We start from the raw sequence: 19,272 nt of genomic DNA, 5'->3' as shown, positions 1-19,272 counted from the left end.
GACGAGTCAATACGCAAAAACTCACCCCCCACGCCGGACGGGGCCTTGTCGAAGGGATAAACAGTCGCAGCGCCGGGGCTAGCGGGCCGTCAGACCAGTTGCGCGCTCAGCTCCAGCAGCGCCTCTTGCCCGGGCTGCAGGGTCAGGCTGTCGGCGGCGCAACAGGCGGCCTGGACACTGAGAAAGCCCAGCGCCTCGCTCCAGCCGACATCGGTCAGGGGGCGGCTGCCGGGATGCCAGACCACGCTGTTGGCCGCGCCCCGGGTATCGATCGACAGGCTGCGCTGCCAGGCCAGATCCTGCAGTTGCAGGAGCCCGCCATGGCGAAAGATGCGGTGGCAGCCGTCCTCGACGCGCAACGCGCCGTGCTGCTGGCAGGCGGCGCGCCTGAGCAGGTCATGGCCATGGGCACCGTCCAGGCCAAGCAGGGTCACCCGCACCACATCGCTGACGCACCAGTAGGCATGCAGGGCATGACTCAGCTGGCAGGGTTCGCTGTCCTGATGGCTGCTGCGCAGGCGTAGATGCATGCCGTCGCCCAACTCGGCCTCCAGGATCACCTGCCAGTCGCACAGATGCAGTTGCCAGCGCAGGCGCACGCCCTGCTCGTCCACCGTACAATCCAGCAGCTCCCAGTCGCTGAGCCGCGCCCAACCATGGGATGGCCAGCCGCTCTCGCCGGGATGCCGGCCAAACCAGGGCCAGCACACCGGCACCCCACCGCGAATCGCCCCGCCGCGCTGCCAGTGGCTGGCGCACCAGAGCCAGGGACGCTGGCCGCGCGGCTGGAAATGCAGGAGCTGGCCGCCCTGACGACTGAATGCCGCCTGAAAACGCGAATGCTCGATCAACAGCAGCTCGCGCTCCTGATGGGTCACCCAGCGCAGGCCTTGCCCGGCATACGGCACAAACAACCCGGCCAGGGGGTGCTCTGCAGCAGCCCCTGGCCGGGTTGTAGGCGGCGCAGGCACGCGCCGTGGTTTAACCGGTAGCATCGAACCGCCCCGGCCTCACAGCGCCACGCTCCCGGTGGTTACCACCAGTATTCGACCTGTACGCCGAAGTTGGAGCCATGCCGGGCATTGTCGAAGGCACCGCTGTCGGACAGCGCCGAACCCGCCGACTGCAGACTGGCCGCACGCTGCGCCGCCTCGTTCCAGCTGGCATAGGTGTAGTACAGGCGAATTTCCGGGCGTGCCCAGAAGTCCTGACCGGCGGGCGACCAGGTCGGTGCCACGGTGAACTTGGTCAGCTTGCGCGTGCCGTCAGTGGCATCGACCTGATCAAAGCCCAGCTCGCCGACCAGCTTGAACTGCTCGGTAAAGGCATAACTGGTACGCCCACCCACCGACAGCCAGTTCTGGTCGTCGCCACCTTCGCGCACATCCTTCTGGTAGACGAACTGCGCCTGGCCGCCCCAGCGTGGAGTGACCTGCCAGTTGTAGATTTCCACCAGGCGATAGCTCTTGTTGTCGTCATCCAGGGTCACATCGCCGGTATAGCCCAGGCCGGTGCCGGGGCCCTGGCCGTACTGCAGGGCCAGGGTATTGCTGCCGCCGAGAAAATCGCTCTGCTTGTGCTGCGCGGTCAGCGCCCAGCCGCTGTGGGCATCGGTGCTGTCGGGCTTGTCGATAAAGCTCAGGCCGAACTCCAGCTCGCCGCCCGGATTGGGCTTGAAGCCGGCGACGTTGAAGTCGTGGCGGTTGATATAGGGTTGCTGGAAGTAGCTGTCCTTGCGCGAGAAGGCGTAGCTGTATTTCAGCCCGCCCAGTTCGAAGTCCTCGATACCGGCCCCGGTACCGCTCTGGTTCCAGTAGTAGAAGTCGCTGATATGGATGTCGTTGCGCTTGTAGAAGCGCCGCCCGGCCCACAGCGAGCCGCCATTGAGCGCCGGCACCTTGCTCCACTCGGCATACATCTGGTTCATCCGCGCAAAACCGTAATCGCCGGTGAATTTCGGCGTATGACCGTAAGCGTTGTACAGCTGCGCCATGCCCTCGACGCTGACCACCGAACCGTCGTCCAGGCTCAGCAGGTCCTGGCGCAGGTCCAACTCCATATAGTGTTCGCACTCGTTACCCAGGCGGTATTTGCTCTGCGCCCCGGGCAACTGAAAGCACGATTGAGTGCCGCCCTCGGACGAACCACCGGCACCGCTGCGCACGTACCCGGAAAACTCCAGGGCCTGCACCTGCGGTGCCGCCATGGCCAGGGCAAGCAGGTAAGGGGCACCAGCGGCGATACGCGGCGAGGGCATGTTGAGACCGATCTTCATAGCTGCTCCTAATTGTTTTTATTGTGTGAAGTCCTGCGGTTAACCGCCGCAGTGGCGGATTCTGTGCAACCTTTTGCGTGCTCAGCCGCCCTGTAGGGTGCGCTGCGCGCACCGCAGGTTGAGGCCGAATGACAGAAGGATTGCTGATTACTTGCATTAGCCGCCGAAGCGGCCCGGACAGCGCTGCGCACGGCCTAAGCGGCCCAGCGCGCCCGGGCACTCAGCCGATCTTCAACTGCGCCACCTTGTGCTCAAGCGGCTGCGACTTTCCCGGCAGCAGGCGCTCGCCGCTCTGGGCGTCGAACAGCAGCACCTTGCCTGGATCGAACTGCAACTCCAGGGTCTGCCCCACCTGCGGCGCATCGTCCGGAGCCAGGCGGCAGCAGACCTTGGTCTGGTTCAGCTCGACGAACACCAGGGTATCCGGCCCGGTGGGTTCGACGACCTCGACCTCGGCACGAATCGACGATTGATTGCGGCTTTCGGCCGTGGCCAGAAGGATCTGCTCGGGACGGATGCCGAGGATCACCTCGCGGTTCTCGAAACCCGCCTCCATCGCTCCAAGCGGCAGCTCGCAACGGGCCTGGCCCGAGTCGAGCAGCGCTAGCAGCTGACCGTCGCGGCGCTGCAGGCGCAGGGGAATGAAGTTCATCGGCGGCGAACCGATAAAGCTGGCCACGAACAGGTTGGCCGGATCGTTGTAGATCTCGCGGGGGCTGCCGAACTGCTGGATGATGCCGTCCTTCATCACAGCCACCTTGTCGCCCAGGGTCATGGCCTCGATCTGGTCGTGGGTGACATAGACCGTGGTGGTCTTCAGGCGCTGGTGCATCAGTTTGATTTCGGTGCGCATCTCCACCCGCAACTTGGCGTCGAGGTTGGACAGCGGCTCGTCGAACAGGTAGATCTTCGGCCGCCGCGCCAGCGCCCGGCCCATGGCCACGCGCTGCTGCTGGCCGCCGGAGAGCTGGCCGGGCTTGCGGTTAAGCAGATGCTCGATCTGCAGCAGCTTGGCCACCCGCGCCACTTCCGCTTCGATCTCGGCCGGGGCCATCTTGCGCATCTTCAGGCCGAAGGCGATGTTGTCCTTCACGGTCATGGTCGGGTACAGCGCATAGGACTGAAAGACCATGGCGATGTCGCGGTCCTTCGGGCTCATGCCGCTGATGTCCTGATCGTCGACCAGGATCGCCCCGCCGCTGATGTCCTCCAGGCCGGCGATGCAGTTCATCAGGGTCGACTTACCGCAGCCGGAGGGTCCGACCAGAATCAGGAACTCGCCGGAGTCGATGGATATCTCGATGTTCTTCAGGGTGTCCGCCAGGCCGCTGCCGTAGGACTTGTTGACGTTACGCAGTTCGAGGGTTGCCATAATCGTTCTCCTAACCTTTGACCGCGCCGGCTGTTAGCCCGCGCAGGAAATATTTGCCAGCCAGGATGTACACCACCAGGGTTGGCAGCCCGGCGATCATCGCCGCGGCCATGTCGACGTTGTATTCCTTGGCCCCGGTGCTGGTGTTGACCAGGTTGTTCAGGGCCACGGTGATCGGCTGGGTATCGCCGCTGGCGAACACCACGCCGAACAGGAAGTCGTTCCAGATCTGGGTGAACTGCCAGATCAGGCAGACCATGATGATCGGCGTCGACATGGGCAGCAGGATCTTGCCGAAGATGGTGAAGAAGCCCGCGCCATCCAGCCTAGCGGCCCGTACCAGGGCATCCGGGATGCTCACGTAGTAGTTGCGAAAGAACAGCGTGGTAAAGGCCATGCCATAGACCACATGGATCAGCACCAGGCCGCTGGTGGTGTTGGCCAGGCCGAGCTGGCCGAGGGTGAAGGACGCCGGCAGCAGCACCACCTGGAACGGCAGGAAGCAGCCGAACAGCAGCAGGCCGAAGAACAGCTGCGAACCGCGAAAGCGCCACATGGCCAGCACATAACCGTTCAATGCGCCTATCACGGTGGAGATCAGCACCGCCGGGATGGTGATCTTCACCGAGTTCCAGAAGTAGCCGCCGACGCCGTCCCAGGCCTTGAGCCAGCCGATGGCGGTAAACACCTCCGGCCAGGACAACAGGTTGCCGGTGCGGATGTCTTCCGGGCTCTTGAAGCTGGTCAGCAGCATGATGATCAGCGGGATCAGGTAGACCGCGCAGGCGGCCAGCAGGGTGGCGTAGATGGCCACGCGGCTCAGGCTAAGAGCAGGCTTAGTCATGGCGTTTGCCTCGCAGTTCGGAATACAGGTAGGGCACCAGGATCGCCAGCACCGCGCCGAGCATGAGGATCGCGCTCGCCGCGCCGAGGCCCATCTGACCGCGGGTAAAGGTGTGGGCGTACATAAACATCGCCGGCAGATCGGAGGCGTAGCCGGGGCCGCCGGCGGTCATCGAGGCGACCAGGTCGAAGCTCTTGATCGCGATATGGGCGAGGATCATCAGCGAGCTGAAGAACACCGGGCCCAGGCTCGGCAGAACGATGCGCAGGTAGATATTCGGCAGGCTGGCCCCGTCGACCTGGGCGGCGCGGATAATCGACTGATCCACCCCTCTCAAGCCCGCCAAGAACAAGGCCATGACGAAGCCCGAGGCCTGCCAGACCGCGGCGATCACCAGGCAGTAGACGACCCGATCCGGGTCCACCAGCCAGTCGAAGCGAAAACCTTCCCAGCCCCAGTCGCGGAGCATCTTGTCGATGCCCAGGCCGGGGTTGAGCAGCCACTTCCAGGCGGTACCGGTGACGATCATCGACAGCGCCATGGGATACAGAAAGATGGTGCGGATAAAGCCTTCGCGGCGGATGCGCTGATCCAGCAGCACCGCCAGCAGCACGCCGAGCACCAGGCTGATGCCAATAAACAGGCCGCCGAAGACCATCAGGTTCTGGCTCGCCACCCACCAGCGGTCGTTGTCCAGCAGACGCTCGTACTGCTGCAGGCCGACCCACTTGTAGCTGGGCATAAAGCGCGAGCTGGTAAACGACAGGACAAAGGTCCAGAGGATGTAACCGTAGAAGCCAACCAGAATGATCAGCATGCTCGGAGCCAACACCAGCTTGGGCAGCCAGCGTTGCAGCGCATCCAGCGGTGAGGCCTTGGTGAAAACCGCGATTGAACTCATGACAGGGCTCCTGGGTTGGGCTTGTCTCCCCTCGTTCTCCGGGACAGGAGCCCGGAGTGAGGGCGTTTATCGAGCGCACGAAACCCCGGCACCCGTATGGGCACCCTGGAATCGCTGGGAAAATGGGCCGCCGGCGAACCGGCGACCGGGCTGGCTCTACTGCACGGCCTGGATGGCCGCGGCCAGCTGCTGGGCAGCCTTCTGCGGGTCGGCCTTGGTGTCGTTGAAGAAGTTGGTCACCACGTCGAACACCGCGCCCTGCACATAGCTGGAGGCGGCCATGCCGTGGGCTAGGCTCGGCTGCAGGCCACCGTTGCCGGCGGCTTCCTTGAAGTCGGCCATGGACTGTTGGGCGCAGGCGTCGAAGCTGCTCATGTCCTGGTCCAGGCGAACCGGGATGGAGCCTTTGTTCTGGTTGAAGAACTGCTGGAACTCCGGCTCCATCACGGTGCGCGCCAGGTCTTCCTGGGCCTTGCGGTTTTCCGCGTCACTCAGGCGGAACATGGCCAGGGAATCGATGTTGTAGGCGAAGCTGCCCTGGGTGCCGGGGAACGGCAGGCACTGGTAGTCCTTGCCGGCAATCTTGCCCGCGGCGGTCCACTCGCTCTTGGCCCAGTCGCCCATGATCTGCATGCCGGCCTTGCCATTGATGACCATGGCGGTAGCACTGTTCCAGTCGCGCCCGGCGGCATTGGCATCGACATAGCCGCGCAGCTTCTGCAGGGCGGCGAACACCTCGACCATCTTGGCGCTGGTCAGCACCGACTCATCCAGGTCAACGAAGGCCTTGCGGAAGTCATCCGGGCCGAGCACGGCCAGGGCCAGGTCTTCGAACACGGTGCTGTCCTGCCAGGGCTGACCGCCGTGGGCCAGGGGCATAAAGCCGGCGGCCTGGAGTTTTTCCGCGGCGGCGAAGAATTCGTCGAGGGTGGTCGGCGGCGTGGCACCGGCCTTGGCGAACACCTCGGGGTTGATCCACAGCCAGTTGACCCGGTGCACATTGACCGGCACGGCCACGTAGTCGCCACCGAACTGCATCACCTCGATCACCTGGGGCGGCAGCAGCTCGTCCCAGCCATTCTGCTCGGCCACCTGATTGAGGTCGGCGAGCAGACCCAGCTCGCCCCACTCCTGAATGTCCGGGCCCTTGATCTGTGCGGCGGCAGGCGGGTTGCCGGACACCGCGCGGGTTTTCAGTACGGTCATGGCCGCTTCACCACCGCCACCGGCGACGGCGAAGTCCTTCCAGGTGTGGCCCTTGTCTTCGACCAGTTTTTGCAGGGTATCGGCGGCGCGCTTTTCGCCACCGGAGGTCCACCAGTGCAGCACTTCGACTTCGCCGGCATGGGCAGCCAGCGGCAGCAGGGAGACGAGGGAGATAGCAGTAGCCAGGCGGGAGATCGCATTCATGAGCAGTAGTACCTTTATTGTTGTTATTCACGGGCAAGTCTGGTGCTTGCGCTGGAATCGAGTCTAACCAAGGGTGATTGCCCGGCGGGTAACGAAGGGATGCGCAAAGGTCACGGGATGGTTACAAAGCACACCCCGCAGCCCCGCAGGGTGCGCTGTGCGCACCGCGTATACAGCGATATGGGAATTCATGGCGCGCGCCGAAGCCCTCATCAACGCGGCAAACTGAGGGTCACCCGCAGACCGCCCTCGCGCAGGTTGCGCAGGCTCACCTCGCCGCCATGGCTGTGGGCGATATTGCGCGCGATGCCCAGGCCCAGGCCGTAGCCCTGCTGCTGCCCGGCCAGGCGGAAATGCGGCTCGAACACCTGCTCCAGACGCTGCTCGGGCACCCCCGGCCCCTCGTCGTCGACGTGCAGGACGAAGGCGGCGGCATCGTCCTCGATATGTAGGTGGGCGTTCTGCCCGTACTTCAGGGCGTTGTCCACCAGGTTGCCGATGCAGCGCTTGAGCGCCAGGGGTTTGCCGGGATAGGCCGCGCACGCCTGACCATCCAGGGTCACCCGGCCATTGCCGGCCGGTGCCAGGTAGGGCTCGACCACGTAATTGAGCAGCTGATTGAGGTCGACCGGCTCGATGTTCTCGTGAATGTCGGTGTCCTTGACGCATTGCAATGCGCCCTTGACCAGCATCTCCAGCTCGTCCAGGTCGCGGCTGAACTTGGCTTGCACGGCCTCGTCGTCGAGCAGTTCGACGCGCAGACGCAGGCGGGTGATGGGGGTGCGCAGATCATGGGAAATAGCACTGAACAGCTGGCTGCGTTCGCGCAGGTAGCGGCTGATGCGCTCGCGCATGGCGTTGAAGGCGCGACTGACCTCCACCACTTCGCTACCGCCCGCCTCGGCCAGCGGCTCGACCTCGCTGCCCAGGGACATTTCCCGCGCCGCCACCGCCAGACGCTTGAGCGGCCGGCTCTGCCAGTGCACCAGGATGCCGATAAACAGCAGCAGGAAACTGCTGGTGAGGATGATAAACCACAGCTGCTGGGCCGGCAGGCCCTGCTGCTCCAGGCTGACGTAAGGCTCGGGCATCAGAGAGGCGAGATACAGCCACTCGCCCGGGGCGATCTGGATCTGGGTGACCAGCACCGGCGGATTGAGCGGCTCCAGGCTCAGCGCATAGTGCGCCCAGGAGCGCGGCAGTTCGTCGAGTTTCAAACCGCTGTTGAAGATACGCAGATCCTCCGGGCTGACGAACTGCAGGGAGATGTCCAGGCCGCTGCCCAGGCGTTCGCGCAGGGTTTCATCCACCGCCTCGAGCACCGCACGCTTGCGCGGCGTCTGCGGCAGCACGCGCATCTCCAAGGGCTTGTCGTTGAGCGAGACGAAGAAGCGCGTGCCGCCCATATTGCGCAACTGATCGAGCACCAGCGGTCGGTAGCCCAGCGGTAGCGAGCGAAAGTAGCTGACGCTGGCGGCCATCGACTGGGCCAGGCTGCGCGAGCTGGTCAACAGGCCTTCGACCTGACTGGCGCGCAGCTGCGAGACCCAGATCAGGCTGGACAGGGCCTGGGCCAGCAGCACCACCAGCAGGGTCAGCAGCAGCATGCGCCCGAGCAGCGAGCGCGGCACCGGCAACCACTTGCGCAGGTTAATCGCCGACATAGGGACCAACCGCCGCGGCCAACTGGTAGCCGCTGCCGCGCACGGTCCGAATCAAGCGCGCCGGTTTTTCGGTATCGCGCAGACGCTGACGCAGGCGGCTGACCGCCATGTCGACGATGCGCTCCAGCGGCATCACCTCGCGACCACGGGTGGCGTTGCCGATGGTGTCGCGGTCGAGGATCTGCTGCGGATGATCGAGAAACAGCTTGAGCAGGGCGAAGTCGGCACCGGAGAGGATCACCTCCTCGCCGTCGGCATGGAACAGGCGGTGACTGACCATATCCAGGCGCCACTCGTCGAAGGCCAGCACCTCGCTGCCACGCTCCTGGGTGAAATGCGCACGGCGCAGCAGCGCCTTGATCCGCGCCAGCAGCTCACGCGGGCTGAAGGGTTTGCCCAGATAGTCGTCGGCACCCAGCTCCAGGCCGATAACCCGGTCGGTCTCATCGGAACTGGCGGTGAGCATGATGATCGGCACCTGAGCGAAACGCTGATGCTCGCGCACCCAGCGACACAGGCTGAAGCCATCCTCGTCGGGCAGCATCACATCGAGGATCACCAGGTCCGCCGTCTCGGCGCACAGGCCCTGGCGAAAGCCGGCACCATCGCCGACCGTGCGCACCTGGAAACCGGCGCGGCTCAGGTAGGTCTGCAGCAGCTCGCGAATTTCCTGGTCGTCGTCGACCAGCAGAATGGATTTACCGGGCTGGCTCATGGTCCGCCGTCCTTATTGTCATTGGGGTAACAGGCGCTCAACCCGTAGGGTGCGCCGCGCGCACCAATAATCGCAGGCGGTGCGCACGGCCTAGGCGGCCCCGCGCACCCTACGCCATCGCCTGCTGCAAGGCCACGCCCGCGCCCATCAACCCCGGGTATTCGGCGGTCACCAGCCATACCGGGATGCCGGCAAAGTAATCACTCATGCAACCTTTGTCACTGAAGCTTTTGGCAAACCCGCTGGCCAGAAAGAATTCGGCAAAGCGCGGCACCACACCGCCGACTATATACACCCCGCCGCGCGCGCCCAGGCTCAGCACGTTGTTGCCGGCGGCGCGACCGAGCCAGACGCAGAACTGCTCCAGCACCGCCACCGCCACCGCGTCGCCGGCCAGCGCCGCGGCCGTGACTTCGGCCGGCGAATTCAAACGCGCCGCATGCCCATCCAGCGCGCACATAGCCCCATAGAGCAGCAGCAGGCCGCTGCCGCTGAGCACGTCCTCGGCGCGCACATGGCCGAGCTGGCGATACAGTTGCTGCCAGAGCTCGGCCTCGCGCGGGGTACCGATCGGCAGGTCGACATGCCCGCCCTCGCCGGGCAAGGCCAACCAGCTGCCATCGGCCAGGGCCAGCAGCGTGCCGACGCCGAGGCCAGTGCCCGGGCCGATCACCACACAGGGCCGCTCGCGTTCAGGCGTACCGGGGCAGACCTGCAAGCGTTCGTCATCGCGCAAGCGGGTCATGCCCAGGGCCATGGCGGAAAAATCGTTGACCAGCAGCAACTCGCGCACCTGCAGCTCGCGGCAGAACGCCGTCCGGCTGATGCGCCAGTGGTTGTTGGTAAAGCGAAACAGGTCGCCGCTGACCGGCCCGGCGCAGGCCAGGCATACCGAATCCACCGCACCTAGGGGCAGCTCCAGCTCGGCCAGATAAGCCTGGATCGCCGCCTCCGGCCCCGGGAAATCGGCGGTGGCCAGCACCCGCACGGACTCCAGTTGCTCGTTGCGCCACAGGGCGAAGCGCGCGTTGGTACCGCCGATATCACCGACCAGGGCCAGTTTCACTGCAGCGACTCCAGGCTGGTGGTGAAGGCGCTAGCCCCCTGCTCCGCCGAGCTGAAGGATTGGCGCATAAAGGCGAACAGCTCTCGGCCGCAGCCCACAGCATTGTCCAGGGTACCGACCGCAGGCTCGCGTGCAGCCAGCTCGGCATCACTGAGCAACACGCACAATTCGCCGGTGTGACCGTCGAGGCGAATCAGGTCGCCGTTGCGCACCCGCGCCAGCGGCCCGCCGCCATAAGCTTCAGGGCAGACATGGATGGCCGCCGGGATTTTGCCCGAGGCACCGGACATGCGCCCGTCGGTGACCAGCGCCACCTTGAAGCCGCGGTCCTGCAGCACACCAAGAAACGGGGTCATCTTGTGCAGCTCCGGCATGCCGTTGCTGCGCGGTCCCTGAAAGCGCATCACCGCAACGAAGTCGCGCTCCAGCTCGCCGGCGGCGAAGGCATCGGCCAGCTGCTGCTGATCCTCGAACACCAGCGCCGGGGCCTCGACCAGCTGGTGCTCCAGGGCCACGGCGGAGACCTTCATCACCCCGCGACCGAGATTACCCTGCATCAGACGCAGGCCACCCTCGGCGGAGAAGGGATTGGCCACCGGACGCAGCACGCTTTCGTCGTGGCTCTTGCTCGGGCCGTCGCGCCAGACCAGCTGGCCGTCCTCGAGGAAGGGTTCGCGGGTATAGCGCGAGAGACCATGACCGGCCACGGTGTTGACGTTTTCGTGCAGCAGCCCGGCATCGAGCAGCTCGCGAATCAGGAAGGCCATGCCGCCGGCCGCCTGGAAGTGGTTGATATCGGCTTTGCCGTTGGGATAGACGTGGGCCAGGGTCGGGGTCACGGCGGACAGGTCGGCCATGTCCTGCCAGGTCAGCTGAATCCCGGCGGCGCGGGCGATGGCCGGCATATGCAGGGTGTGATTGGTGGAGCCGCCGGTGGCGCTCAGGGCGATGATGGAATTGACCAGGCAGCGCTCGTCGACGATTTCGCCCAGCGGCATAAATTGCCCGCTCTGCTTGGTCAGGCGGGTGACCTGCTGCGCCGCCTCGTGGCTCAGGGCATCGCGCAGCGGCGTGTTGGGGTTGATAAACGACGCACCCGGCAGGTGCAGGCCCATCACCTCCATCAACAGCTGGTTGGTATTGGCGGTGCCGTAGAAGGTGCAGGTGCCAGGACTGTGGTAGGCGGCCATCTCGGCGGCCAGCAGCTCGTCGCGCGTCGCCTTGCCCTCGGCATAGCGCTGGCGCACGTCGGCCTTTTCCTTGTTCGACAGGCCGGACGGCATGGGCCCGGCCGGCACGAACAGGCTCGGCAGGTGACCGAAACGCAGCGCGCCCATCAGCAGGCCGGGGACGATCTTGTCGCAGATCCCCAGGTACAGCGCGGCGTCGAACATGTTGTGTGACAGCGCCACCGCGGTAGCCATGGCGATCACTTCGCGGCTAGCGATGCCCAGCTCCATGCCCGGCTCGCCCTGGGTCACGCCATCGCACATGGCCGGCACGCCGCCGGCGAACTGGCCCACCGAGCCGATTTCGCGCAGGGCCTGTTTGAGCTGCTCCGGGTAATCCTGATAGGGCTGGTGAGCCGAGAGCATGTCGTTATAAGAAGAAACAATCGCCACGTTGGCCGCATTCATCAGGCGCAGGGCCTGCTTGTCCTCGCTGCCGCAGCCGGCCACACCGTGGGCGAAATTGGCGCATTGCAGCTTGCCACGCTGCGGACCTTCGCTGGCCGCCGCGCGAATCATCGCCAGGTAGGGCTCGCGCGTGGCGCGGCTGCGGGCGATCAGACGGTCGGTTACCTCAAGTACGCGGGGATGCATGTGGTTGACTCCAGGCTGGTGGATGGCAATATTTTGTACTTAATACAAAAATACTGCCACTTAAAACACTTGATTTCTATCCCTGCGGGAATAATCTTGTAATTCCAACAACAAAATAAAGAATGGACCTCAGCCATGACTATCCGCATCGCCATCAACGGCTTCGGCCGCATCGGCCGCAATGTGCTTCGCGCCCTCTACTGCCAAGACTACCGCCAACAGCTGCAGGTGGTCGCCATCAATGACCTGGGCGACAGCGCGATCAATGCCCATCTGCTCAAGTACGACAGCGTGCACGGGATCTTCGCCGGCAGCGTCGACAGCGACGGCGAAAGCCTCACGGTCAATGGTGATCGTATCGCCGTCAGCGCCATTCGCAACCCGGCCGAACTGCCCTGGCAGGCGCTCGGGGTCGATGTGGTCTTCGAGTGCACCGGGCTATTCACCGAACGCAGCAAGGCCGCCGCCCACCTCGCCGCCGGCGCACGCAGGGTGATCATCTCGGCACCGGCCAAGGGGGCCGACGCCACCATCGTCTACGGCGTCAATCACGACATCCTGCGTTCGTCCATGCAGATAATCTCCAACGCCTCCTGCACCACCAACTGCCTGGCCCCGGTGGCCCAGGTGCTGCAGCGCGAGCTGGGCATCGAACACGGCCTGATGACCACCATCCACGCCTACACCAACGACCAGAACCTCTCCGACGTCTACCACAGCGACCCCTATCGCGCCCGCTCGGCGACCCAGTCGATGATTCCGACCCAGACCGGTGCCGCCGAAGCGGTCGGTCTGGTGCTGCCGGAACTGGCCGGCAAACTGACCGGCATGGCCGTGCGCGTGCCGGTGATCAATGTCTCGCTGGTCGACCTGACCCTGCAGGTCAAGCGCGACACCAGCAGCGAGGAAATCAACCAGCTGCTGCTGAACGCCAGCAGCACCTCACCGGTGCTGGGCTACAACAGCCTGCCGCTGGTGTCCTGCGACTTCAACCACAACCCGCTGTCGTCGATCTTCGACGCCAACCACACCAAGGTCAGCGGCCGACTGGTGAAAGTCATGGCCTGGTACGACAACGAATGGGGCTTCTCCAATCGCATGCTGGATACCTGCCTGGCGCTATGCCGCGCCCAGTGAAGGCTATTGCGCTCGACCCTATGGATCGTAGCCTGGATAAGCGCGGCACCATCCGGGACATTGCCATCCCGGATTGCGCCTAGGCTTATTCGAGCTACGGGAAGGCCCCCTGCCCGCGGTGATTGGCCAGAGGCTTGCGCGTGAGGCTTGGATCTAGGGGGTCATGAGCACCGCATCGTAGGGTGGATGACGCTTTACCCATCCACCCTACACAGCTCTCGTAGCCCGGATGCAATCCGGGAAATCGCCTCCCCGGATTGCATCCGGGCTACCCAGCCAAAATCCAGGAACCCCGCATGAGCCGTATCAGCTTTACCACCGCCACCCTACCCGCGCGCAAGCGTATCGCCCTGGTCGCCCACGATCACTGCAAGGAATTCCTCCTCGACTGGAGCGAGCGCCAGCGCGACAGGCTGGCACGCCATCATCTGCTGGCCACCGGCACCACCGGCCTGTTGCTCGGTCGTCGCCTTGGCTTGCCGATCGAGTGCATGATCAGCGGGCCGCTCGGTGGCGACCAGCAACTGGGCGCGCGCATCGCCGAACAGCGGGTGGATATGCTGGTGTTCTTCTGGGACCCCTTCGAACAGCAGCCCCACGACCCGGATATCAAGGCGCTGCTGCGCGTGGCGGCGGTGTGGAATATCCCCGTGGCCTGCAACGAAAGCAGCGCCGACTACATGCTCGGCAGCGCGCTGCTGGAGCAGGCCCATGAGTACCGCATCCCGGACTACGACAGCTACCTGCAGGGCCGCCGCTAGGCAGCAGCCTCACCCGGCCGCCGAAAAGTCACGGCCGAGCATCTTCCGCGCTATTTCTCGCCCTCCTTGTAACAACACCTATTCTTCTTCGTCTGTAGGGGTAACAACGGCAGCCTGACCACTGCACCTGCTTTAATCACCACAACGGAGCTACCCACAATGAAAGATACCGCCACCCTGACCGCTTCCGCCGCCGGCCTGGCACTTGCCCTGGGCACTGCCCTGGCCCTGTCCAGCGCGCCGCTCACCGCCCAGGCAGCGGACAGCGAGAAATGCTTCGGCGTCGCCATGCAAGGCAAGAACGACTGCGCCGCCGGCCCCGGCACCACCTGCGCCGGCACCTCGAAGATCGACTACCAGGGCAACGCCTGGAAGTTCGTGCCCAAGGGCACCTGCGAGCAGACCGCTTCGCCGACTTCGGCCACCGGCTTTGGCCAGCTCGAAGCCTTCGAGGAAGCGAAGCAGTCCTGATCGACCACGGGAGCACGGATGATGAGCGCATTTCCAGTCCACGACCTCAGCCTCCGCGCTCCCGCAGCCAGCGCCCGGCTTCCCAGCCGGGCCGGCATCGGCCTGAAGTCGCAGCACTACCAACGGATCCTCGACGACCAACCCGCCCTGGGCTTCTTCGAAGTGCACGCCGAAAATTACCTGGTGGCCGGCGGCCCCAGCCATCATTACCTCGGCCTGATTCGCGAACGTTACCCGCTGTCGATCCACGGGGTCGGCCTGTCGATAGGTGCACAGCAGCCGCTGGACCGCGACCACCTGGAACGCATCGCCGGGCTGCTGGAGCGCTACCAGCCCGAATCCTTCTCCGAACATCTAGCCTGGTCGAGTCATGGCGACCTGTTCGTCAACGACCTGCTGCCGGTGGCCTATGACACCGCCACCCTCGATCGCGTCTGCGAACACATCGACCAGGTGCAGAGCCGCCTGCAGCGCCAGCTGCTGCTGGAAAACCCGGCGAGCTACCTGCAGTTCGCCGAATCGACCATGGACGAGGCCGCGTTCATCAGCGAGGTGGTGCGCCGCAGCGGCTGCGGCCTGCTGCTCGACGTCAACAATGCCTATGTGTCGAGCGTCAACCACCACTGGGATGCCCGCACCTACCTGCACGCCCTGCCGCTGCACGCCGTCGGCGAAATCCACCTGGCCGGCTTCGCCGAACAGCGCGACGGGGCCGGCGACCGCCTGCTTATCGACAGCCACGGCGCGCCGGTCGACGCTGCGGTGTGGCAGCTCTATGCCGAGGCGCTGCAATCACTCGGCGCGACCCCGACCCTGCTCGAGCGCGACAACGACATTCCCGCTCTGGAGGTTCTGCTGCGCGAGGCGCAGCAGGCACAGGCACTGCTCGACGCCAGCGCACCCGCACAGCAGCAGACCCGCGCATGAACAGCCAAGGCGAATTCGTCGCTGCCCTGCTCGATCCCGAACGGGCCTGCCCGGCGCAGCTGACAGCCTGGAACGGCTCGGATCCCGCGGCGCGCTTCGCCGTCTACCGCAATAATGTACTGAGCTCGCTGGTCGATGCCCTGACCGACAGCTTCCCGGTGGTGCAACAGCTGGTGGGCGAGGAGTTCTTTCGCGCCATGGCCGCCGTCTTCGTCCGCCAGTCGCCACCGCGCACCCGCGTGCTGGGCGAATACGGTGCCGAGCTGGCCGACTTCATCCTGGGCTTCGGCCCCGCCAGTAGCCTGCCCTACCTGGCCGACGTGGCACGCCTGGAGTGGTTGCGCGTTCGCGCCTACCAGGCCGCCGACGTGCCGTCCCTGGACCCCGACAAACTGCACGCGGCCCTGGCTGCGCCGGAGCGTCTCGGCGAACTGCACCTGCAGTTGCAACCGGCCGTCGGCCTGCTCGATTCCAGCTTCGCGGTGGTCTCGCTATGGGCCGCCCACCAGGGCGTACTCGAGATAAGCAAGGTCGATCCCTACCAGGCGCAGAGCGCCCTGGTCCTGCGCAACGGCTTGCGGGTCGAGGTGATCGGCATCGCGCGCAGCGACAGGCTGTTCATCGACGGCCTGCTGCGTGGCCTGCCGCTCGTCCAAGCCGTGCAACAGGCCCAAGAGCGCGACTCAGCCTTCGACCTCGGCCACTGCCTGGCCCACCTGCTGCGGGCCGGGGCCATCACTCACTGCACCTATGCCAACCAAGGCCATTGTCATGACTCATGAACCATCCCTGTCCCAAGCCAGCCTGCCGGTACGCCTGATCGCTTGGGCGGTCGAGCTGTGCAAGCTGATCCCCTACAGCCTGATCGCCTTCATCGGCCGCTTCGCGATTGCCGCGACCTTCTGGAAATCGGGACAGACCAAGGTCGAAGGCCTGGCCATCGACATCGTCTCCGGCACCTTCGAACTCGGCATGCCCAGGCTGTCGGCCTCGGCCGTGCCGCTGTTCGAGTACGAGTACCAACTGCCGCTGCTGCCGCCGGAACTGGCCGCGCAGCTGGCCGCCTTCGCCGAGCACCTTTTCCCGCTGCTGATCCTGCTCGGCTTGGCCACGCGCTTCTCCGCCCTGGCCCTGTTCGGCATGACCCTGGTCATTCAGCTGCTGGTCTACCCGGGCGCCTACCCGACCCATGGCGTCTGGGCCGCCGTGCTGCTGATGCTGGCCGCCAAGGGGCCGGGGGTGCTCGCCATCGACCAGCTGATTGCCCGACATTACGGCTACCGCAGCTAGGACGGCGGTGCCCCCTCACGAGCACTTCCCGCGCTGCAGCACTCGCGGCTGTCAAGCGCCTCCAGCAATCGGCAATGTTCGGCCTCGGCGCTGGTGCAGCCGGCGAGCTTGCTCAGCTCGACTTTCATCTTCTGCAGGTCGCGAATCCGTGCATCGATGGACAGCAGGTGCGCTTGCACCAACTGGTCGGCTTGCGCACAGGGGCTGTGGGGCTGCGCGGCCAAGCCGAGCAAGGTGCGGATTTCCTCCAGACTGAAGCCCAGCTCGCGGCCGCGACGGATAAAGCGCAGCCGGCGTATATCGGCCTCGTCGTAATGGCGGTAGCCCGCGGCGCTGCGTCTGGGCGGCGGCAGCAGCTCGCTGCGCTCGTAGAACCGAATGGTTTCCAGATTGACCCCGCTTTCGCGGCTCAACCCACTGATGGTCAGCGGCTTATCCATGGCTTGACTCCGTAGTGACTACAGGGTTTAGCGTACTGCCCATACCTTTTCAGGAGAAGCCTAATGGGCGTCAATTGCTGCAACAGCGCATCGAACTGCGACACCACCCGCACCAGCACACGCTACCGCAAGATTCTCTGGGTCGCCCTGGTGGTCAACCTCAGCATGTTCGGCGTGGAAATTATTGCCGGCATGCGCGCCGGTTCGGTATCCCTGCTGGCGGACTCGCTGGACTTTCTCGGCGACGCCGCCAACTACGGCATCAGCCTGGCGGTGCTGGGCATGAGTCTGACCTTGCGCGCCAGGGCCTCGCTGTTCAAGGCCCTGTCCATGCTGGTATTCGGCGTCGGCGTGCTGATCGCGGCGATCTGGCACCTGCTCAGCGGCCAGGTGCCGGATGCGCCCACCATGGGCGTGGTCGGCAGCCTGGCCTTGCTGGCCAATGTCGGCGTGGCCGCCCTGCTCTACGCCTACCGCGAGGGCGACAGCAATATGCGCAGCGTCTGGCTGTGTTCGCGCAACGACGCCCTGGGCAATATCGCCGTGCTGCTGGCCGCCCTCGGCGTGTTCGGCACCGGCAGCGCCTGGCCGGACCTGCTGGTGGCCAGCATCATGGCCGGCCTGGCGGTCACCGCGTCCTATCAGGTGATGCGTCATGCGCGCCAGGAGCTGGCCGCGGAAGCCGCGGCCTGAAGCTAGGCCTCGACCAACTGGCCAGCGAGGTAGTCGAGAAAACAGGCGATGCGCGAGGCCAGCGCGGTGTTGCGGTAGTACACCGCATGGATCGGCTGGCGCACCTCGACCGTGTGCGCCAGCAGAATCTGCACCAATGCGCCACGGGCGCGGTCGGTGGCGGTCATAAAGTCCGCCAGGCAGACGATTCCCGCCCCGGCCAACGCCAGTTGGCGCAGGGTTTCCCCGCTGGAGGCGCTAAGGCTCGGGTTGATGCTCAGGGAATCGCCCAGAGCATGGCGCAATGGCCACTGGTTGAGGCTCTCGGGCTGAGTGAATCCGAGCAGGCTATGCCGGCTCAGTGCCTCGACGCTTTTCGGCGTGCCATGGGCCTTTAGATAGGCCGGGCTGGCGAGAATGCGCAGGCAATTGCTACCCAGCGGCCGCGCATGCAGGGTGGAATCGCGCAGCGGGCCGATGCGGATGGCGACATCGGTGCGCTGCTCCAACAGGTCGATGATCTGGTCGCTGCTGTGCAGCTCCAGCTGGATCTCCGGGTACTGCGCGCGAAAGCCCGCCACCAGCGGTACCACAGCATGCAGCATAAAGGGCGCGGCGGCGTTGACCCGCAAGCGCCCGGCAGGCTGCTGTCGGCGCACTTTCATCTGCTCTTCGGCGTCCTCCACCGCATCGAGAATCTTGCGCGCCTGGGCGAGAAAGGCCTGGCCTTCCTCGGTCAGCTCCAGGCGGCGTGTGGTGCGGCGCAACAGGGTGACCTCGAGCTTGTCTTCCAGCCGGCTAAGCGCGCGGCTAACGCCGGAAGCGGTCTGCGTCAGTTGTTCGGCGGCGGCGCTGATCGAGCCGCTGTCCACCACGCGCACGAAGGCCAGTAGTTCATCCAGAGTCGTTTTCATTCGTGCATATTAGTCAAATATCCAAGCCGACAAACCGTATTTATCCGCATTAATCAGCCGCAAGCACGCGACCTCGGGCAACCCCTATACGCCACTTAGAAATCCACCTTGCCCCTGCCCGCCTTGATCGCCCCACGCTTGGTCTTGCCTTCAAGGCGACGCTTTTTCGAGCCTAAGGTCGGCTTGGTCGGGCGGCGGGCTTTTTCGGTTTTGCCGGCACTGCGAATCAGCTCGGCCAGGCGCTCCAGGGCATCGGCGCGGTTCTGCTCCTGGGTGCGGTACTGCTGGGCCTTGATGATCACCACACCTTCGGCGGTGATACGGCTGTCGCGCAGCGTCAGCAGGCGCTCCTTGTAGAACAGCGGCAAGCTGGAGGCCTGGATATCGAAGCGCAGATGTATCGCACTGGACACCTTGTTGACGTTCTGCCCGCCCGCGCCCTGGGCGCGGATGGCGGTCAGCTCGATTTCAGCATCCGGCAGATGGACGCTATGGGAGATCACCAGCATGGAGAGCACTTCGCCAACGACAAGGCTCGCCAGCATACCCTGATCATCCGCCCGGCCAAATACGCACCTGGCCTGGCACCG

At 65.0% G+C, this 19,272-nt stretch carries 20 protein-coding genes; 7 read left to right on the top strand and 13 right to left on the bottom strand.

From position 1 onward, the window contains the following. Positions 1-89: 89 nt before the first annotated feature. From AACY13_RS06675 to edd, 10 genes are all read right to left on the bottom strand, one after another. Positions 90-995, bottom strand: a complete 906-nt coding sequence (locus AACY13_RS06675) for a D-hexose-6-phosphate mutarotase (RefSeq protein ID WP_445262537.1) — start codon at positions 993-995, stop codon at positions 90-92. 38 nt (positions 996-1,033) lie between these two features. Beyond that, positions 1,034-2,257 carry a maltoporin gene (locus AACY13_RS06670; protein ID WP_445262551.1) on the bottom strand — a complete coding sequence of 408 codons (1,224 nt, stop codon included), beginning with the start codon at positions 2,255-2,257 and terminating at the stop codon, positions 1,034-1,036. Positions 2,258-2,495: 238 nt separating this feature from the next. After that, positions 2,496-3,647 carry an ABC transporter ATP-binding protein gene (locus AACY13_RS06665; protein WP_339460247.1) on the bottom strand — a complete coding sequence of 384 codons (1,152 nt, stop codon included), beginning with the start codon at positions 3,645-3,647 and terminating at the stop codon, positions 2,496-2,498. A 10-nt stretch (positions 3,648-3,657) separates the two neighbouring features. Then, complete coding sequence (locus AACY13_RS06660; protein ID WP_339460246.1) at positions 3,658-4,491, bottom strand: carbohydrate ABC transporter permease; 834 nt, start codon at positions 4,489-4,491, stop codon at positions 3,658-3,660. Beyond that, the gene (locus tag AACY13_RS06655; RefSeq protein ID WP_339460245.1) at positions 4,484-5,392 is read right to left on the bottom strand and encodes a carbohydrate ABC transporter permease; all 909 of its coding nucleotides are present in this window, start codon (positions 5,390-5,392) and stop codon (positions 4,484-4,486) included. Before AACY13_RS06655 ends, AACY13_RS06660 begins: the two co-directional genes overlap by 8 nt. 156 nt (positions 5,393-5,548) lie before the next feature. Next, positions 5,549-6,802, bottom strand: a complete 1,254-nt coding sequence (locus AACY13_RS06650; RefSeq protein ID WP_339460243.1) for an ABC transporter substrate-binding protein — start codon at positions 6,800-6,802, stop codon at positions 5,549-5,551. 212 nt (positions 6,803-7,014) lie between these two features. Further along, on the bottom strand, positions 7,015-8,433 hold the full coding sequence (locus AACY13_RS06645) for an ATP-binding protein (protein WP_445262550.1): 1,419 nt from the start codon (positions 8,431-8,433) through the stop codon (positions 7,015-7,017). Positions 8,434-8,452: 19 nt separating this feature from the next. Then, positions 8,453-9,181 (bottom strand): response regulator transcription factor, encoded by a 729-nt coding sequence (locus tag AACY13_RS06640; protein ID WP_339460240.1) that lies wholly within the window; start codon positions 9,179-9,181, stop codon positions 8,453-8,455. Positions 9,182-9,290: 109 nt separating this feature from the next. After that, positions 9,291-10,247: a glucokinase gene (locus tag AACY13_RS06635; protein ID WP_339460238.1), complete on the bottom strand. Its 957-nt coding sequence runs from the start codon at positions 10,245-10,247 to the stop codon at positions 9,291-9,293. Next, positions 10,244-12,070 (bottom strand): phosphogluconate dehydratase, encoded by a 1,827-nt coding sequence (gene edd / locus AACY13_RS06630; protein WP_339460237.1) that lies wholly within the window; start codon positions 12,068-12,070, stop codon positions 10,244-10,246. Before edd ends, AACY13_RS06635 begins: the two co-directional genes overlap by 4 nt. Positions 12,071-12,205: 135 nt before the next feature. Between edd and gap the strand changes: the two genes are divergently transcribed. The 6 genes from gap to AACY13_RS06600 all read left to right on the top strand — a co-directional run bounded on the left by gap (position 12,206) and on the right by AACY13_RS06600 (position 16,656). Further along, positions 12,206-13,207, top strand: coding sequence for a type I glyceraldehyde-3-phosphate dehydrogenase (gene gap / locus AACY13_RS06625; protein WP_339460235.1), 1,002 nt, complete (start codon positions 12,206-12,208; stop codon positions 13,205-13,207). Between the two features lie 296 nt (positions 13,208-13,503). Then, on the top strand, positions 13,504-13,968 hold the full coding sequence (locus tag AACY13_RS06620) for a methylglyoxal synthase (RefSeq protein ID WP_339460234.1): 465 nt from the start codon (positions 13,504-13,506) through the stop codon (positions 13,966-13,968). 159 nt (positions 13,969-14,127) lie between these two features. Beyond that, a complete protein-coding gene (locus tag AACY13_RS06615) occupies positions 14,128-14,439 on the top strand; it encodes a BufA1 family periplasmic bufferin-type metallophore (RefSeq protein ID WP_339460232.1) in 312 nt (103 codons plus the stop codon). Between the two features lie 21 nt (positions 14,440-14,460). Further along, a complete protein-coding gene (bufB, locus tag AACY13_RS06610) occupies positions 14,461-15,366 on the top strand; it encodes an MNIO family bufferin maturase (protein ID WP_339460231.1) in 906 nt (301 codons plus the stop codon). Then, on the top strand, positions 15,363-16,148 hold the full coding sequence (locus AACY13_RS06605) for an HvfC/BufC N-terminal domain-containing protein (RefSeq protein ID WP_339460229.1): 786 nt from the start codon (positions 15,363-15,365) through the stop codon (positions 16,146-16,148). The genes bufB and AACY13_RS06605 overlap by 4 nt, the downstream gene beginning before the upstream one ends. Continuing rightward, complete coding sequence (locus AACY13_RS06600) at positions 16,138-16,656, top strand: DoxX family protein (protein ID WP_339460227.1); 519 nt, start codon at positions 16,138-16,140, stop codon at positions 16,654-16,656. The genes AACY13_RS06605 and AACY13_RS06600 overlap by 11 nt, the downstream gene beginning before the upstream one ends. On the opposite strand, the gene AACY13_RS06595 is transcribed toward AACY13_RS06600, so the two are convergent. Beyond that, positions 16,653-17,096 carry a MerR family DNA-binding protein gene (locus AACY13_RS06595; RefSeq protein WP_339460226.1) on the bottom strand — a complete coding sequence of 148 codons (444 nt, stop codon included), beginning with the start codon at positions 17,094-17,096 and terminating at the stop codon, positions 16,653-16,655. The genes AACY13_RS06600 and AACY13_RS06595 overlap by 4 nt on opposite strands. Before the next feature lie 63 nt (positions 17,097-17,159). Here AACY13_RS06595 and AACY13_RS06590 point away from each other — a divergent pair, with 63 nt between their 5' ends. Beyond that, positions 17,160-17,789, top strand: coding sequence for a cation transporter (locus tag AACY13_RS06590; RefSeq protein WP_339460225.1), 630 nt, complete (start codon positions 17,160-17,162; stop codon positions 17,787-17,789). A 2-nt stretch (positions 17,790-17,791) separates the two neighbouring features. Here AACY13_RS06590 and AACY13_RS06585 read toward each other — a convergent pair whose 3' ends face one another. Together AACY13_RS06585 and arfB are read right to left on the bottom strand one after the other, a co-directional pair. Continuing rightward, positions 17,792-18,682: a LysR substrate-binding domain-containing protein gene (locus tag AACY13_RS06585; RefSeq protein ID WP_339460223.1), complete on the bottom strand. Its 891-nt coding sequence runs from the start codon at positions 18,680-18,682 to the stop codon at positions 17,792-17,794. 95 nt (positions 18,683-18,777) lie between these two features. Continuing rightward, a complete protein-coding gene (arfB, locus tag AACY13_RS06580; RefSeq protein WP_339460941.1) occupies positions 18,778-19,191 on the bottom strand; it encodes an alternative ribosome rescue aminoacyl-tRNA hydrolase ArfB in 414 nt (137 codons plus the stop codon). Positions 19,192-19,272: the final 81 nt, after the last annotated feature.

Origin of the sequence: Pseudomonas sp. EA_105y_Pfl2_R69, from assembly GCF_963970915.1 — a bacterium.
Taxonomy (GTDB): Bacteria; Pseudomonadota; Gammaproteobacteria; order Pseudomonadales; family Pseudomonadaceae; genus Aquipseudomonas.
The sequence above is the reverse complement of the archived record's forward strand: the minus strand, read 5'-3'. Positions and strand labels throughout refer to the sequence as shown.